Below are 15,538 nucleotides of genomic sequence, written 5' to 3'. Positions count from 1 at the left end.
GGGCGGCGGGAACGGGAACTGTTCATGGCTCCGGGAGGGCGGTGCGAGCCCGCCGGGGCCCGCACCGCTCCGCCGGTTCCGCAGGCGCTCAGTTCAGGATGCCCAGCAGCACCCCGCCGACCAGGCCCGTCAACCCGCCGACGACACCGCCGACCGTGCTCACCAGGCCGCCCAGCAGCCACGTGACCACCGACAGCAGTCCCGGGGAGTCGTGGTCGTCGTACCGGTCGCCCTTGTGCCCACCCTTGTGCCCGTCCTTGTGCCCACCCTTGTGCCCCGGGCTGCGGGCCAGGTCGGAGACGTCGACGCCGTCCTTGGCCAGGTACGCGGTGGCTGCGGCGGCGTCCGTCGTGGCCTTGCTCATCTTGTTCAGGTCCGGCCGGGCGGCCTTCGACTGCTCGGCCAGGGCCGCCCGGGCGTGCCGCAGCTCCTTCAGGTGTCCCTGCAGCCTCGCGCACGTCTCGCCCTGCTCCGCGTCCTCGGCCGTGGCCGCCGCGGAGCACTTCGCGACGGCCTCCGCGGCCCGCCGGCCGATCACGTTGCGGTCGATGGCCCGGGCGCCGCGGGCGGCCGCTTCGCGGGCCGCCCGGGGATTCGCGGCCGACGGCTCGGTCACGAGGGGCGCGGTGGGCGGCATCGGGGGAGGGAATCCGGGCGATGCGACGGCGGAGCCGGTCGCGCCCAGAGCCAGCGCACCACAGAGAACACCGGAGACCATGAGGGCGGTTCTGCGGGAAGCACCCATGAACGAACTCCTTCGGGCAGGACGGATGATCTTTACGCTCACCTTGCGCCCGGCCCCACCACCCCGCAACCCGGCGCGGGCCGCCCGGCGGTGACCGGCGTACACCCCCCGGCCGAGCGGCGGGCGATCGTATAGAGGGACGAGCGGAAAATCCAATGAGGACCACGCGTGAGTGAAAGCGGCCCCGACGTCCTGGCTCCGCGCGTCCTCGCACGGCAGGCTGCAGGCGCACCACCCCCGCTCCTCCCGTGCCCCCACCCCGTGCAGAGCCCCAGCTCCCTCCCGCCGACGGAATGAGCCCCACGCCCCCATGCCCGACAGCAACCGATCCGCCGACCTCTTCGACAAGCCCCTGAACTCCCCCTTCCTGCAAGCCGTCCACGCCACGCCGGTCCGCCCCTACTACCGCCCCCTCCACGCCCGCGACGGCGAGGCCGTCATGGACGGGCGGCAGGTCGTGATGGCCGGCTGCAACGACTACCTCGGTCTGGCCACCGACCCCAGGGTCACCGCCGCCGCCGGCGCCGCCCTCCGCACCTACGGAGCCTCCTGCTCGGGCGCCCGCACGCTCAACGGCACCCTCCCGCTGCACGGTGAACTGGAGGCCGCCGTCGCCGACTTCCTCGGCACCGAGGACGCAGCCGTGGTCACCACGGGCTTCCAGGCCAACCTCGCCCTCGCGGCCCTCTTCGGCACCGGCGACCTCGTCCTCAGCGACACCGCCAACCACGCCTCGCTGATCGACGGCATCCGGCTGGGCGCGGCCCACCGCCTCCGCTACCGCCACCGCGACCCCGCACACCTGGACCGGCTGCTCACCGACGCCGACCCCGCCGCCGCCAAGGCCGTCGTCACCGACGGCATGTTCTCCATGGACGGCGCCCTCGCCCCGCTGCCCGCCCTGACGGCCGCGGCCCGCCGTCACGGCGCCCGCACCATCGTCGACGGCGCCCACGACATCGGGCTGCTGGGGCCCTCCGGACGCGGCGCCGCCGAGCACTTCGGCGTCCACGACCGGGTCGACCTCTTCACCGGCACCTTCTCCAAGTGCTTCGGCTCCACCGGGGGGTTCCTCGCCGGCCCCGCCCGCGTCATCACCTATCTGCGCTACGCGGCCCGGGCCGTCCTCTTCTCCGCCTCCATGCCCCCGCCCGCCCTCGCGGCCGCCGGGAGCGCCCTGGAGATCAGCATCGCCGAGCCCTGGCGGCGCCACCGCGTCCTGGCCCTCGCCGCCCGCCTGCGCGAACGACTCGCAGGCCTCGGCTACGACACGGGCCCGGTGACGGCGAGGGAAGAGACCTCCACGGATCCCGCCGGGCCGGTCATCGCCGTACGGGCCGGGGAGCCCGCCGCGTGCGTCGGGCTGTGGCAGCGCCTGCTCGACGCGGGCGTCTACACCAACCCCGTCGGCCCCCCGGCCGTACCCGAAGGGTGCTGCATCATCCGCGTCACCCTCCAGGCGACCCACACCGACGCCCACGTCGACCGCATCACCGACGCCTTCGCGGCCGCCCGGCGCCTGCCGCCCGCCGCCCCCGCCGTCCCCGTCCTGGCCCGCCCCCGCCTGGCCCCCGCCCCGGAGACCGCACGATGACCGACGTCACCATCACCCCCGTGCGGGGACGCGCCGCCACCACCGCCTTCATCCGGCTGCCCTACCGGCTCTACCGCCACGACCCCCACTGGGTCGCCCCTCTCGAACACGAGTTGCGCGCCTGCCTCGACCCCCGCCGCAACCCCTTCCACACCACCGGCACCGTCCAGCTCTTCATCGCCCACCGGGGCCCGGTCCTCCTCGGGCGCATCGCCGCCCACACCGACCCGCGCTACCAGCAGCGCCACCGGGCGGGCACCGGTCACATCGGCTTCTTCGAGTCCACCGACGACCCGGCCGTCGCCGGTGCACTGTTCACCGCCGCCGGCCGGTGGCTGGCCGAGCGGGGGGCCGACCGCATGCTCGGCCCCCTGAGCTTCACCACCAACGACGAATGCGGTCTGCTCGTCCACGGGTTCGACCGCCCGCCCACCGTCCAGATGCCGCACAACCCCCCGTACTACTCCGAGCTGTTCACCGAGCACGGCTTCACCAAGGCCAAGGACCTCCACACCTTCACCGGCCCCGTGCCACCGGACGGCGAGGTCCCCGCGGTCATCCGCCGCGCCGCCCGGCGCGCCCTGGCCGCACCCGGCGTGAACGTGCGGCCCCTCGACCGCCGCCGCTACGACGAGGACCTCGCCGTCGTCCAGCGCATCTACAACGAGGCCTGGGCCGAGAACTACGCCTCCGTGCCCCTCACCGACGCCGAGTTCAGGCACCTCAGCCGCCGCCTCAAGCCCCTCCTTGAGCCCGGCCTGCTGCAGATCGCCGAAGTCGACGGCGAGCCCGCCGGTTTCACGCTCTGGCTCCCCGACGCCAACCAGGCCCTCGCCGCGGCCCGCGGCCGCCTCACCACCTGCGGCCTGCCCCTCGGACTCATCCGGGCCACCCTCGCGCGCCGCCGCATCACCCGCACCCGCGCCTCCACCTCCGGCATCACCAAGGAACACCGCGGACGAGGGCTGATGGCCGCCCTCTTCTGCCGGGCCCAGGAGGCCGCCGCACGCCTCGGATACACCGAGAACGAGTACTCGTGGATCCTGGAGGACAACCAGGACGCCGCCCGCTACGCCCGGGCCATGGGCGCCGTCCACACCCGCACCCACCGCCTCTACCACCGCGCCCTCGACGCCGCCCACGCCCCTGCTCCCGCTCCGGCCGCAGCCCGATGAGATACGCCGTCACCGGCGCCACCGGATTCATCGGCACCCGCCTCGTCGCGCACCTCACCGCGCTCGGCCACGACGTCACCGCGCTCGTGCGCGACCCCCGCCGCCCCGTCCCCGGCGCACGCACCGAGACCGTCGACCTCGTCACCGGCACCGGGCTGCGCGAGGCCACCGCCGACGCCGACGTCGTCGTCCACCTCGCCGCCCTCACGCACGCCGCCGACCCCCAAACCCTCACCACCGTCAACACCGGGGGCACACGGCGTCTGGTGGCCGCCCTGGCCGCCCAGCCCCACCCGCCCCGCCTCGTCTACTGCTCCTCACTGGCCGCAAGCGGCCCCGGCCGGCTGCGCCACGAGAACGACCCGCCGGCCCCCGTCTCCGCCTACGGACGCAGCAAACTCGGCGGCGAACAGGCCCTGCGGGAGGCCGACACCCGCCTGCCCGCCCTCACCGTGCGGCCCCCCATCGTCTACGGGCCGGGCGACCGCCACTTCCTGCCGAGCCTGACCGCGGCCGCAAGGACCGGGCTGCTTCCCGCCGTAGGCCGCCGCGGCCCCCGCCGCTACTCCCTGCTGCACGTCGACGACCTGTGCCGGGCCCTGCTCGCCGCCGCCGCATCCGGCACGCCGGGCGCGGTCTACCACGCCGGGGACGGCACCGAACACCTCTGGAGCGACATCGGTGCGGCCGTCGCCGCGGCACTCGGCCGGCGCCCGCCCCGGGTGGTGCACCTCCCCGTCCCCCTGGCCCTGGCCGCCGCCCGCACCCTGGGCCGCACCGGCATCCTCAACCCGGACAAGGTCGGCGAGGCCCGGCACCCCTCCTGGACCACCGCACCCGGCACCCTCCCCTCCTTCACCCCCCGCATCACCTGGCCCGACGGACTCCGCAGCACCCTGAGTCCCGCACCCCTCGACATCCGGAGCAGCACATGACCGTGCGCCGACGTCTCTCCCCGTACGAACGCGTGGTCTGGGCGGCGGGTGAGGCCCTGCCCGCCACCGTCATCGCGGCCGTCCACGTGGAAGGAGCGACGACACCCGCCCGGCTGCGGCACGCCCTGGCCGCCGTCCGCGACCGGCACCCCCTCATCGGCGCCCGCGTGGAGCGCACCGGCCCCTGGCGGGCATGGCTCACGACCCGCGACGTGCCCGAGACACCCCTGCGCGTGGTGGGCGCCGGCTCCGGACGGTCCCTCACCCGTGTGATGGAGGAGGAGCTCCAGCGTCCGTTCGCCGCCGCCACCGGCCCCCTGGCACGGTTCGTCCTCGTCGACGGCGGCACGTCGTTCGACCTGCTCGCCGCCTTCCACCACGTCGTGGCGGACGGCCACTCCGCCGCCATCGTGATCCGCGACGTCCTCGAGCACCTGGCCGCGCCCTCCGCGGAACAGCCGGTGGTCGCCGCGCCCTCCGCGGACGGCCTCCTCCCCGGGCCGCGCGTCCGCCCCTCCGACCTCGTCAAGCTCTCCCGGTCCCTGCGCATCCCCGGCCAGGCCACCGGCCCGGCCCGGGCCTGCGGCCCCGCCACACCGCTGACCTGCCACACCTGGACGCTGGGCAAGGCCGAGACCACCGCGCTGCTCGAGCGCTGCCGCGCCGAGCGGACCACCGTGCACGGCGCCCTCTGCACGGCCTTCGCCCGTGCCCGCCGGGCCTCCGGGCCCGCCCGCATCGCCGTCGCGGCGGACCTGCGCCGGATCCTGGTCCCCGCCCCCCAGGAGTCCGTCGGCCTCTACGCCGCCAGCTTCGTCCTCCCCGTCGACCCGGGGCCCGCGGACGGCTTCTGGAACCGCGCCCGCGACGTCAAGGACCGCCTCCACCGCCGTCTGCACCCGGAGGAACTGCGCCCCCTCGTGGCCGGCTTCCGGCTGATGCCCCTGCCCCACCGGATGATCACCGCGCTGCTCCACCGCAGCGAGAGGAAGGGCGCGCGCTTCGACGTGGCGCTGAGCAACGTCCGCATGTCCATCCCGGACACCTACGGAGACCTGCGCCTGACCGCCTTCCACGGCGTCGCCCACACCACGCTCTCCGGCGCCCCGGTGGTCATCCTGATCGGCCTGGGCGGCCGGCTGTTCCTCAGCGTCACCTCCACCGACCCCGACGCGGCGGGCCTGTGCGAGAGGGCCATGGCCCACCTCAAAGCGGCAGTGGCACCCACGGCCACCGGGACGCTCGCGCTGGCACGCCCCGAGAGCTAGCGGGTGCCCGCCCTCGAACCGCCGTGACGCAGGCGGTCAGTGCGCGCCCGCGTACACCCGCGACGCGAACTCCGCGATCTGCTTGTCGGAGAGGTTCTGCGCGAGGTTGGCCTCCGAGATCATGCCGACGAGACGCCGGCCGTTCTGCACGTCGATGACCGGCAGCCGCTTGATCTGGTGCTCCTCCATGGACGCCAGGGCATCCGTCGCGCTCGCGTCCGCGTCGATCCAGTGCAGCTCCCCGCCGAGCGACCCCGCCTCCACGCGCGCCGGATCCACACCGTCGGCCACGCACTGCACGACGATGTCCCGGTCGGTGACCAGGCCCTGGAGCCTGTCGTCGTCACCGCATATGGGCAGCGCACCCACCTGCAGCTCACGCATCATCTTCGCCGCGTCCTGCAGCGATTCGTGCTCGCCGACGCACTTCGCGCCCGCCGTCATGATGTCGCGGGCCTTGAGCGGCTTGTTGCGTGCCATGATCGCTCCTCCCGTCGTGGCCGGATTTTCCTTTCTCCATCGCAACACGGATGACCACCCGGCGCCATGCACGCACGGTCACCGCCCGCGGTCGGCCATGTGCTGTTCGAACATGCTGATCTTTCCGTCCAGCAGGCCGGGCCTCCCGGGCCACAGATCGGCCTTCAGGACCAGCTGGACCCGCGGCGCCCTGGCGGCGACGGCCTCCGTGGCCCGCCGGACGACGTCCATGACCTCGTCCCACTCGCCCTCGATCATGGTGTACATGGAGTCCGAGCGGTACGGCAGCCCGGATTCGCGGATGATCCGCACGGCGTCGGCGATCTCGTCGGGAAAGCTCTCCCCGACGCCGACGGGGGTCAGGGTGAAGGCGATGAGCACGGTGGTCCGCCGTCCTTTCTCTTCTCTCTTCGTCTCATTTCCCCGCGGGCTGCGGGGCCGTCGTGGTCGCGTGATAGGCGGACGCGACGAGCAGGAGACGGTCGATCTCGTGGGTCAGGCTGCGCGCCGAGGACTCGTCCGCGTCCCGGTCCGTGGGCCCCGTGAGGTTCGCCGTCTGGGCATGCGGCTTCAGACCGTCGTGCTTGTTCCGCAGGGCGGCCGTGAGCCAGGACGCGGTGATGTGCGCCTCCACCAGGTGCTCCGGCAGGCACTGCCGCCCCACGCTCTGCCGGATGGACTCCAGCGTGGCGGGCGGAATGTAGTTGCGCAGGACGATCATCGCGTCACGGATCTCGATGACCCGGCGGTAGAGCCGCAACTGGAGGGGGACGGCCGCCGCGCCGATGCGGTTGGCCGGCCGCAGGACGACGTCCGGCGTGTGCGTGGTCAGGTCCTGCCACAGCCGTTCCAGGCCGCGGTAGGACCTGCGGTACTGCAGGTGGGTCCGGATCCGGGCGAACACCGGAAGCGCCACGCCGAGCGCCATGAACGCCGCCTCGACACCGGTCACGGGCGAGAACAGCGGCGCGAACACCGGTGAACGCGTGTACAGGTAGACGAGCTTGAGCGACCACAGCACGGAGGCCAGCAGGATGCCGGTGCCGAACAGCCGCAGCCCGTAGCGCAGGAGACGCGGCGTGCCGTGCCGGCCGTAACTCCAGCACACGAATCCGCACAGGGTGTCGGCCGTGAGGTGGAAGGCGAAGAACACCCACCAGTAGGCGTCCGGGACGCTCGCCGTGCTCCGGGACGGCGCGATCCGGTTGCGCGTGTGCGCCGGCCCCAGCACGTCCAGCAGCACGAGCGCGGCCATGACGGCGACCGCCGTGCCGAACAGCAGGTGTGTGCGGCGATGGCGGCCGGCTGCCCCGTGGATGAACCACAGGACCGCCGCCGCATCGACGATGCTGAACAGATGGGTGGTCAGGTCCACCCAGTGCGCCCCGGGCACGATGCGCGCGAGCACGGCCGTCACGGGTTCGAGGTGCATGGACATCGCCACGGCGATCATGACGACGGCGAACCACAAGGGCCGCTGCTCCCGGTGCCGGACGGCCTGCGGAGCCCTGACGGCGGCCGCCGACCACAGGGCCGCGATGCCCGCGTTCTCTATCCAGGTGAGCACGAAGCCCCCGCAGGACGGCCCACCCGCAGGCCCATAGCCGATTCCAGGCCGCCGAGCATCCCCGAGAGCAGCGTCGGCGCCGGCACCCGCCCGGCCGCCTCCAGGATCAGGGTGGCGATCATCTCCGCCTCCTGCTCCTGCTCGTCGCCGTAACGGATCCGCGGCAGGACCCGGCGCACCGACTGGGGATCGGTGATGTCGAGGTGGCGGTGGAGCCGGGTGTCGTCGAGCGCGGAGCGGTGGTTGCACACCAGGTGCCCGATCTCGTGGACGATGATGTGCTCCTGGTGCAAGGGGCTGGTCTGCCCGTCGTAGAGGATGAAGTCCTGGGTCTCGACGGACAGCAGCATTCCCGACGGCGTCCCGGGGACGGTCGGTGTGGGCAGAGCCAGTAGACGCAGCGGCCGGTCGCGTTCGGCCGCAAGACGTTCGCACAGGTCCTGTGCGGAGAAAGGGTCCGGCACAGGAATCCGGCCGATCACCTTCTGGCATCGGCGGCGCAGATGCCTCCAGTGCATCTCAGTCGCTTCTCCCGCGGTCGTAGGGACGGGCGGGCACATGACCCGGTAGCCGCGCCGGGTCATCGCGGCCCCCCGGAGCCGGTGGTGGGCGGGCAGCCCCGCACGGCATGCTTCAAGGCGGTCAATGGCAGTACCACGAGCCCCCCTCGCACAAATGCCCAAGCCGCCTGCGATCGTAGATCGCCGCGCCGCGTCACGCCAGGGTTGCGGAACGTTGCCGGGGAATCCCGGGAAACCAGGGAGAGCCGCCTGCGAAAAGGGGGGACCGGCGGCTACTTGAGCGTGCTGCGACGGCCGTAGCGGCTCTTGCGGAGCCGCTGGGCGATGCGGTGGAGACGCGGGTAGCGCTCGCGCTGTTCGCGGGAGTGGCGGTCGAGTTCCTGCGTCAGCCGCTCGGTGCGCTTCTCCACGTCGAGCTCGTCGAGGATACGGTCGATCTCCGCGAGCAGCGCTCCGTGCAGCTGCCACTGCCGGGGGTGCAGCTGCACCTGGCGGAGGAGGAGGTCCGCGGCGTGGTCACGGGTCCTGCGGGCGGCGTCGAGCTCGCGCGTGAGGTTGTCCTCGGCGTGTTCCGCGCTGGTGGTGACGTGCGTCGTGATGACGATGGCGAAGTGCTCGACCGCCAGGGCCATGTTCGTGAAGACCTCCCGGAGTGCGGCGGCGGTCTCCTCGGGGAAGAGCGATTCCTCCCTGCGGTGGGTCGCGAGGTCGGTGAGGGTCCGGCAGGTCACGCGCAGCACCACCGCGGTGATTTCCAGCGCGTCCAGCCCGGTGCGCAGCACGACCCGGTAGAGGAGCCCCTCCTTGACGCGCGGATTGAGGCGGAGACTGTCCTCGGCCTGCCGCAGCGAGGCGTCCACCTGGACGATGTCGTGGTCGAGGCGCCGGGCGGCGTGCAGCCGGGCCGCGGCCTCCTCCACGGGGGTGTGACCGGTGATCTCCTCGCCGATGTCCTGCAGCAGGAGGCGCATGCGGCGGGCGAGGTCCTCGATGGCCTCCCCGGCGGGCTGCACCCACACCGGGGGCACGAGCAGGACGTTGAACAGCAGCCCGACCACCGCGCCGATCAGGGTCTCCAGCACGCGGTCCCACGCCGTTTCCGCGACCCGCGTCACCCCGAGGACGAGCATCGCGCTGATCGCGACCTCGGGGACGAACTCGCCCGCCTTCACGAACCGGCCGATCACGAGGGAGGCCAGGATGATCAGCCCGAGACTCCACCACGACAGCCCGACCAGCGCACTGAAACCGATCGCGATGATGACGCCGGCCACCACGGAATTGACCCGGCGGACCCCCGTGGTGAGCGTGGCGTACAGGGTGACCTGGACGACCAGCAGCGCGGTGAGCGGCGCGGTCAGCGGGGCGGGCTCGTTGCTCAGCCACAGCGCCACGACATAGGCGATCACCGCGGCTGCGGTGGACCGGACGGTCTGCACGACCGCGGGTTCCCTGCCGCGCCTCACCAGCATCGTCAGGGGGTCACGAAGCCCGGGCACATCGGGGTTCCTTCCCCTTCCCGCCCGCCTGCGAGCCATCCGATGCGCCACTCGGGTGGCGGGAGGGGCCGGCCGGGCCCGCGCAGCGGGATGGCAGGATTCCCGGCATGACTGAACATCAGGGTTTTCTTGCCGGTAAGTGCGTTCTGGTGACGGGGGCGAGCAGCGGTATCGGTGCCGCCGCAGCGAAGGTGTTTGCGCGCGAGGGCGCCGCGGTCGTGCTGACGGCGCGCCGGGAAGAGCGCCTGGCGGCGCTGTGCGAGGAGATCCGCGGGGGCGGCGGCGACGCCGCGTTCGTCGTGGGCGACATCCGGGACGAGGGCGACGCGCGGCGGGCGGTGGAGTTCGCGGTGGAGCGGCACGGGCGCCTCGACGCCGCGTTCAACAACGCGGGAATCGGGTGGGACCAGGAGCCGATGCACCTGATGAAGGACGATGCCTACGACACGATCATGGATACGAACGTCCGGGGCGTCTGGAACGTGATGCGGCACGAGCTCGCGGCCATGGTGGAGGCCGGGTCCGGCGGGTCCGTCGTCAACAACAGCAGCGTCGCCGGGATGCTGGCGATACCCGCCGCCGCGCCGTACATCGCGTCGAAGCACGCGGTGATCGGCCTGACGAAGGCGGCGGCGGCGGAGTACGCGCCGCACGGCATCCGGGTGAACACGGTCGCGCCGGGGACGACGCGGAGCGAGATCATCGCCGGCTGGTTCGAGCGGAACCCGCACATCGAGCCGGAGCTCCACCGCCTGACGCCGCAGGCGCGCACGGCCGAGCCTGCCGAGATCGCGGAGGCTGCGGCCTGGCTGTGCAGCGACCGGGCGTCCTTCGTGACGGGAGCGGTGCTGCCCGTGGACGGCGGATTCACGATGGTGTGACGCCGCACGGCGGTGTGACACGGGCGGAGCCCGGCGGCCTGGTCCGGCTGCCGGGCTCCGCCCGTGATCGCGCTGGGGTGCGCCGTGCCTTGCCGAGCCCTGCTTCGCTTCGGCCCCGCACCGTCAGGCGACGGGCGCGGGAGCGGTGTGCGTGGTGGTGAAGACGGGCTGGTCGTTCTGGAACCCGACCGTCGTGTGGGTGACGGTGCGCGACGTCGTACGGGTCTCGGTCGTCAGGGTGATGGGGGCGTCGAACTCCGCGTACCGGTGGAACGTGGTGTGCGTGGTGGTCGGCTGGGGACGGTAGCCGGTGCCCGGGGCGTCCGGGACGCAGGCGCACGGGCTCGTGTCCGCATCCGTGCCGGCGGTGACGGCCCCGGTGACGGGCGCGGTGGCGGTGTACGCGGCCTGGTTGGCGGCCTCGATGAGCACCAGTCCGGGGACATGGTCGACGGCGTGGTCGTAAAGGACGGTGTTGTCGAAGGTGTGGCGCAGCTGCCAGGTGCGGGGCTGCCCCGTGGGGCTGAGCACGACCTCGTCGGGCGCGGTACGGCCGACCTGCACGGGAGGGAGGGGCGGCGTGACGGGCGGCAGGGTCGTGGGCGGCCGGTGGTACGCGCCCCGCAGGCGGCGGTAGACCATGGGGGGAATCCACTCGAAGTCGGTCTCGCCCGTGGCGAGAACGGTCTCGGAGGCCTCGTCGCCGGCCTCGCCGGACCCGGCGGCGGTGACGGTCATCTGCAGGTGGAGGGCGGTGGTGCGCTTGCCGCGCGTCGTGGTGGGGGTGGCCGTGATGTTGATGCGCAGCGGCGTCGCCCGGTGGGTGTCGACGGCGGCGTCGGGGTTGAGGCTGTAGGAGAAGGTACGCAGGAGAGTGGCGTGGTCCAGCGGGGCCGCGTAGGCGGTGTGGGCGAGGAAGAGAGCCGCCTGGCGAACGGTCTGGGCGACGGCGAGGGTCTCGTAGTGGGTGCCCTGGCCGGGTATGCGGTGGGCCGTGTGGGCGGGCCAGACGGCGGAGACGGTGTAATGGGTGGCGTCCTGCTGCTCCCAGCCGGTCAGGTACACGGCGTCGTCGAAGCTCAGGTGGACCAGTTCCTTGGCGACGCCGCCGCTGCTGACGGCCCCGGGGCCGCCGGTGGTGTCGCCGGCACCGTTGCCGGTCCGCGCGTTTTCGGCGCTAGGGTCTGCGGCTGAGGCGCGGAGCCGGCCGGACGCGTCGATCTGATCGGCCTGCAGCCGGAGGTTCCGGCGCGGGACGGAGCGGCCGGCGTGCTGCGGGGTGCTCTGGTCGGCACGGGGAGCGGGGCTGAGCAGGATCTGAGACACGTCTCTCCTCGAAGTGGATTCGTGCGTCCCGGTGGTTAGCCGGCTCGGTGATAAGATACGTACTATCCGGTTTGCTTTTTGGGTGGATGGCGGGGTATGGAGCCGCCCACCCGGCGGGCCGGAGTGGGAAGGACCCCGGATTCGCCGCACCGGGGGCGGACCGCAGGTTCCGCCGGTGCGCCGGTGTCGTCGTGCTTGCTCAGGCCGTTGTCCGCGGGCTCTGCCCGGCTCGTCCGGCTGTGCCCGGCGATCCTGCCGGGTGAGCGGTCTTGTAGCGGTTGGCTGTCGGTGATTGGGAGGTAATCAATGGCGAAGCAGGCGCGGGCGATTCACACGCGCCGCCTCATTCTCGAGGCGGCGGGCGAGGTCTTCGACGAGTACGGGTACGAGTCGGCGACGATCGCGGAGATCCTCGGGCGCGCGGGCGTGACCAAGGGTGCGCTGTACTTCCACTTCGCCTCCAAGGAGGAGCTGGCGCGCGGCGTCCTCAGCGAGGCGCTGACGACCGAGGGCGTCATGCCCCAGGAGTCGCGCCTGCAGGAGTGGGTGGACGTCGGCATGGTGCTGGCGCACCGGCTGCCCAGGGAGCCCCTGCTGAGCGCCGCGATCCGGCTGTCGGCCGACCGCAAGGCACGGGACCTGTTCGGCACGTCCTGGCCGGCGTGGATCTCCTTCATCGCGGGGCAGCTGACCGCGGCGAAGGAGCAGGGGGAGCTGCTGCCCCACGTCGACACGGAGCGGATCGCCGTGCTGTTCGTGAGCGCCTGGACGGGTGTTGAGATCCTCTCGACGGCTCTGGACGGGGGCGACTCCCTGGAGGAGCGGGTCGCGCTGCTCTACGACACGATCCTGCCGGGCGTCGCGGTGCCGGGTGCGCTGCGGGCGCTGGACACGGCCCCCGACCGCGGGACGCGGGTCTGGGACGCGCACTGCGCCCAGCGTGAGGAGGAAGCGGCAGCCGCCGCGTCGTGACGACCGGTGCCCTTCCCCGGCGGTGACGCCGGGCGGGCAGGAGATGTGCGGGCGGCGGGCTGTGCAGGACCGCTGCCGCATGGAGGGCAGGCCCTCCGCGCTGCCACGGATGACGACGTCCACGCTTCCCCCTGTGTTTGTGGCCGATGCCGGGCGCGGGCGCTTGGTGCCAATGGATACGAGCCCCCCTCGTCACTCCCGGCACGGCATCGAAAAGCTGTCCCGGAGCCGCTGCTCGTGACAGCGGGGCCTCGGGTGATCCGACGTCAGGGACGCTAACAAACCGGCCATCCTGTTTGTCAAGGCTCGACGGGAATCCCATACTCATCCCGTGACCTGGGTGAATGTCCCCCCGGGAAGGCGATCGGGCGCAAGTGAAGGAGAAACCGCGCGGTTGGTTTCTCTATGCTTTTAAGGGAACGGCAAAAGGCCCGCAACGTGCATTGCGGGCCTGATGGCTGTTTGCGGGGGCGTGGCTGCTGTTCTCCGGCGCAGGCGGCGCCGCGGGAGCTCAGCCGCGGAGCGCGTCGGCCCCGGCGGGCCGGTCGGCGGTGGCGCCGGTCGCGCTGATGACGGATTCCGTGCCGGCGGGCTGCAGTTGGGCCAGCGCCTTGGGCGTCGCCAGCTGTGGCAGCAGGGTGTGCCAGAGGCCGGTGAGGGTGTGGCGTGAGAGCCAGCTGCGGTCGTGACGCGCCAGGGCCTCGAATCCGGCGGTCGCCCCCACGACCGTGGCGGTCAGCTCCTCCCTCACGGCCTGCGGCGGCGTCTGCCCGTGGGTCGCGGACCGTTCCAGCGTGCGACGCACGCACTCGAGCCATTCCTGGCGCAGATTCGTCTCGGAGTGGTGCGCGGTACGGCAGTTGAGGTGGAAACCTGCGCGCACCACGACATCCCACCGCAGCTGCTGGGCGATGACGTGCGACGAGTCGACGAGCGCCTGCAGGGGGGAGGGGCTCTTCCGGTGGGCGTGCCGGGCCAGGGCGTGCAGGGTCCGGGCGGCTTCGGACTCCACGGCCGCGGCCATGGCCGCCTTGGTGTCGAAGTGGAAGTGCAGGGCGCCCGAGCTCACCCCGGCGCCGGCGCTGATGCCCGCGAGCTTGGCGCGGGTGTAGCCGAACTGGTCGAAGGCCTGGGCTGCGGAGCGGATCAATGCGTGCCGGGTGTTCATGGCCCGTTCTTGCTTCGTCACCGGCAACTCCTGGGGGACAACGTCATGGGGCACGTCATGGGCCACATGAAACCAACTAACTGGTTTTATTTCTACTGCCACTGCCCGGTATGGCGCGTTAAGTGAAGTATCTGGCGTCAGGAAGCCCCCACGGGCCGTACCTCTCGCGTTGCACACCGTACCGATCGGCGTGCCGGTGCGGTGGTATCGCCTTCCCGGGGGTGCCTGCAAATCGGCCTACTGTGGGGCAAGTTGCCTAAATTTTTCGGCCCACGCCGTGTGTCTGTGACCGAAATGCGGCTTCTGGTAGGGGAGGCATCGCCTCGCCCCATTAACTCTTTGACAAACCGACAGCCCGGTTTGTAATGTCACGGCGAACGGTTGTTCGCGGCGCCGTCGCCGCGCGAACGTGCAGGAGCAGCGATGAATCAGCAGGTCAGCACCCTTCTCGATGCGCACCCCGGGGATGCGTCCCGGCGGGTGCCCGGGCCGAGGGCCGGGCATCCTGCAGACCGGGCCCCGGCCATGACGCGGCCGGGCGAGACGTTGCGGATCCTCGTCGTCGACAGCGACACCCAGGCCGCCGAGAGGCTGGCCGGGAGACTGCAGCGCCACGGCTGCGAGACCTTCTCCGTCACCACCGGAGAGGCCGCCCTCGCCGCGTACCGGTCTGCGGACCTGGTCCTGCTGGATCCGGAACTGCCCGATCTGGACGGCCTGGAGGTCTGCCGGACCGTGCGAGCTGCCAGCGAGGTTCCCATCATCGCGGTGACGGCCCTGTCCGGCGAGCTCGACCGGGTCCTCGGTCTGCAGGCCGGCGCCGACGACTATGTCGTCGAGCCCTACGGTTTCCGCGAACTGATGGCCCGCATCGAAGCCGTCATGCGCCGTGCGCGCCCCGCAGTGCGTCCCTCGGAGGGGGTCATCACCAGCGGAGCGCTGACCATCGACCCCGGCTTGCGCGAAGTGCACATGGGGGGACGCCGGATCGACGTCACCCGCAAGGAATTCGACCTGCTCCACCTGCTGGCCTCCCGCCCCGAGAAGGTCGTCTCCCGCGAGCAGCTCATGACCCAGGTGTGGGACGACTACTGGTCCCGTCCCGGCCGGACGATCGACACCCACGTCAGCAGCCTGCGGGGCAAGCTCGGGTCCGCCGGCTGGATCATCACCGTCCGCGGCGTCGGCTTCCGCTTCGGGCACGCCTGAGCCCGCCCCCTCCCTCTTCGCGGACCCGTCGACCCCTGCCGGTCCGTCGGCGCGGAACCACCTGCTCGCGCTGCCCCGCGCGCACCGGGCCCGGTGCCCCCGCCCGCACACGAGTGCCTCGTCGATCACCGCTCGACCGCTCTCTGATTGGGTCTGCCGACATCCGATGACTTCCGATCGTCTTTGAAAGAGGACATT

15 protein-coding genes are annotated in these 15,538 nt (G+C 72.3%); 7 read left to right on the top strand and 8 right to left on the bottom strand.

Translation table 11 applies throughout. The annotated features are described in order from the left end of the window. Window positions 1-88: 88 nt before the first annotated feature. A complete protein-coding gene (locus tag V7793_RS20215; RefSeq protein WP_336008479.1) occupies window positions 89-745 on the bottom strand; it encodes a hypothetical protein in 657 nt (218 codons plus the stop codon). A 310-nt stretch (window positions 746-1,055) separates the two neighbouring features. Here V7793_RS20215 and V7793_RS20210 point away from each other — a divergent pair, with 310 nt between their 5' ends. From V7793_RS20210 to V7793_RS20195, 4 genes are read left to right on the top strand one after another with little or no spacing between them, the layout of a single operon-like run. Next, window positions 1,056-2,339, top strand: coding sequence for an aminotransferase class I/II-fold pyridoxal phosphate-dependent enzyme (locus tag V7793_RS20210; RefSeq protein ID WP_336008477.1), 1,284 nt, complete (start codon window positions 1,056-1,058; stop codon window positions 2,337-2,339). Then, complete coding sequence (locus tag V7793_RS20205; RefSeq protein WP_336008475.1) at window positions 2,336-3,514, top strand: GNAT family N-acetyltransferase; 1,179 nt, start codon at window positions 2,336-2,338, stop codon at window positions 3,512-3,514. The genes V7793_RS20210 and V7793_RS20205 overlap by 4 nt, the downstream gene beginning before the upstream one ends. Next, window positions 3,511-4,449, top strand: a complete 939-nt coding sequence (locus V7793_RS20200; protein WP_336008473.1) for an NAD-dependent epimerase/dehydratase family protein — start codon at window positions 3,511-3,513, stop codon at window positions 4,447-4,449. Before V7793_RS20205 ends, V7793_RS20200 begins: the two co-directional genes overlap by 4 nt. Next, entirely contained in the window at window positions 4,446-5,717 is a 1,272-nt protein-coding gene (locus V7793_RS20195; RefSeq protein ID WP_336008471.1) for a condensation domain-containing protein, read from the top strand. The genes V7793_RS20200 and V7793_RS20195 overlap by 4 nt, the downstream gene beginning before the upstream one ends. A gap of 36 nt (window positions 5,718-5,753) precedes the next feature. Here V7793_RS20195 and V7793_RS20190 read toward each other — a convergent pair whose 3' ends face one another. The 5 genes from V7793_RS20190 to V7793_RS20170 form a co-directional block, all read right to left on the bottom strand. Continuing rightward, window positions 5,754-6,197, bottom strand: coding sequence for a CBS domain-containing protein (locus tag V7793_RS20190; protein WP_336008469.1), 444 nt, complete (start codon window positions 6,195-6,197; stop codon window positions 5,754-5,756). A 78-nt stretch (window positions 6,198-6,275) separates the two neighbouring features. Next, a complete protein-coding gene (locus V7793_RS20185) occupies window positions 6,276-6,578 on the bottom strand; it encodes a thiamine-binding protein (RefSeq protein WP_168095292.1) in 303 nt (100 codons plus the stop codon). A 34-nt stretch (window positions 6,579-6,612) separates the two neighbouring features. After that, complete coding sequence (locus V7793_RS20180; RefSeq protein ID WP_336008467.1) at window positions 6,613-7,764, bottom strand: MAB_1171c family putative transporter; 1,152 nt, start codon at window positions 7,762-7,764, stop codon at window positions 6,613-6,615. After that, window positions 7,749-8,114 carry a hypothetical protein gene (locus V7793_RS20175; protein WP_058043394.1) on the bottom strand — a complete coding sequence of 122 codons (366 nt, stop codon included), beginning with the start codon at window positions 8,112-8,114 and terminating at the stop codon, window positions 7,749-7,751. The genes V7793_RS20180 and V7793_RS20175 overlap by 16 nt, the downstream gene beginning before the upstream one ends. 443 nt (window positions 8,115-8,557) lie before the next feature. Beyond that, window positions 8,558-9,823: an FUSC family protein gene (locus V7793_RS20170; protein WP_443057949.1), complete on the bottom strand. Its 1,266-nt coding sequence runs from the start codon at window positions 9,821-9,823 to the stop codon at window positions 8,558-8,560. A gap of 68 nt (window positions 9,824-9,891) precedes the next feature. Between V7793_RS20170 and V7793_RS20165 the strand changes: the two genes are divergently transcribed. Next, window positions 9,892-10,665, top strand: coding sequence for an SDR family NAD(P)-dependent oxidoreductase (locus tag V7793_RS20165; protein ID WP_336008465.1), 774 nt, complete (start codon window positions 9,892-9,894; stop codon window positions 10,663-10,665). 123 nt (window positions 10,666-10,788) lie between these two features. On the opposite strand, the gene V7793_RS20160 is transcribed toward V7793_RS20165, so the two are convergent. After that, window positions 10,789-11,991 carry a ScbA/BarX family gamma-butyrolactone biosynthesis protein gene (locus tag V7793_RS20160; RefSeq protein ID WP_336008463.1) on the bottom strand — a complete coding sequence of 401 codons (1,203 nt, stop codon included), beginning with the start codon at window positions 11,989-11,991 and terminating at the stop codon, window positions 10,789-10,791. Between the two features lie 306 nt (window positions 11,992-12,297). On the opposite strand from V7793_RS20160, the gene V7793_RS20155 reads away from it, so the two are divergent. Continuing rightward, complete coding sequence (locus tag V7793_RS20155; RefSeq protein WP_336008461.1) at window positions 12,298-12,963, top strand: ScbR family autoregulator-binding transcription factor; 666 nt, start codon at window positions 12,298-12,300, stop codon at window positions 12,961-12,963. A 511-nt stretch (window positions 12,964-13,474) separates the two neighbouring features. Here V7793_RS20155 and V7793_RS20150 read toward each other — a convergent pair. Continuing rightward, complete coding sequence (locus V7793_RS20150) at window positions 13,475-14,152, bottom strand: ScbR family autoregulator-binding transcription factor (RefSeq protein WP_336008460.1); 678 nt, start codon at window positions 14,150-14,152, stop codon at window positions 13,475-13,477. A 402-nt stretch (window positions 14,153-14,554) separates the two neighbouring features. On the opposite strand from V7793_RS20150, the gene V7793_RS20145 reads away from it, so the two are divergent. After that, entirely contained in the window at window positions 14,555-15,340 is a 786-nt protein-coding gene (locus V7793_RS20145; RefSeq protein ID WP_336008459.1) for a response regulator transcription factor, read from the top strand. Window positions 15,341-15,538 lie beyond the last annotated feature (198 nt).

This window comes from Streptomyces sp. KLMMK (assembly GCF_036961605.1).
Lineage (GTDB): Bacteria > Actinomycetota > Actinomycetes > Streptomycetales > Streptomycetaceae > Streptomyces > Streptomyces telluris.
This window is presented reverse-complemented; position numbering and strand designations above follow the sequence as displayed.

Coding starts and splice junctions, on each gene's coding strand:
- V7793_RS20215 (WP_336008479.1), bottom strand. CDS start 745: ATGGGTGCTTCCCGCAGAACCGCCCTCATGGTCTCCGGTGTTCTCTGT.
- V7793_RS20210 (WP_336008477.1), top strand. CDS start 1,056: ATGCCCGACAGCAACCGATCCGCCGACCTCTTCGACAAGCCCCTGAAC.
- V7793_RS20205 (WP_336008475.1), top strand. CDS start 2,336: ATGACCGACGTCACCATCACCCCCGTGCGGGGACGCGCCGCCACCACC.
- V7793_RS20200 (WP_336008473.1), top strand. CDS start 3,511: ATGAGATACGCCGTCACCGGCGCCACCGGATTCATCGGCACCCGCCTC.
- V7793_RS20195 (WP_336008471.1), top strand. CDS start 4,446: ATGACCGTGCGCCGACGTCTCTCCCCGTACGAACGCGTGGTCTGGGCG.
- V7793_RS20190 (WP_336008469.1), bottom strand. CDS start 6,197: ATGGCACGCAACAAGCCGCTCAAGGCCCGCGACATCATGACGGCGGGC.
- V7793_RS20175 (WP_058043394.1), bottom strand. CDS start 8,114: ATGCTGCTGTCCGTCGAGACCCAGGACTTCATCCTCTACGACGGGCAG.
- V7793_RS20170 (WP_443057949.1), bottom strand. CDS start 9,823: ATGGCTCGCAGGCGGGCGGGAAGGGGAAGGAACCCCGATGTGCCCGGG.
- V7793_RS20165 (WP_336008465.1), top strand. CDS start 9,892: ATGACTGAACATCAGGGTTTTCTTGCCGGTAAGTGCGTTCTGGTGACG.
- V7793_RS20155 (WP_336008461.1), top strand. CDS start 12,298: ATGGCGAAGCAGGCGCGGGCGATTCACACGCGCCGCCTCATTCTCGAG.
- V7793_RS20145 (WP_336008459.1), top strand. CDS start 14,555: ATGAATCAGCAGGTCAGCACCCTTCTCGATGCGCACCCCGGGGATGCG.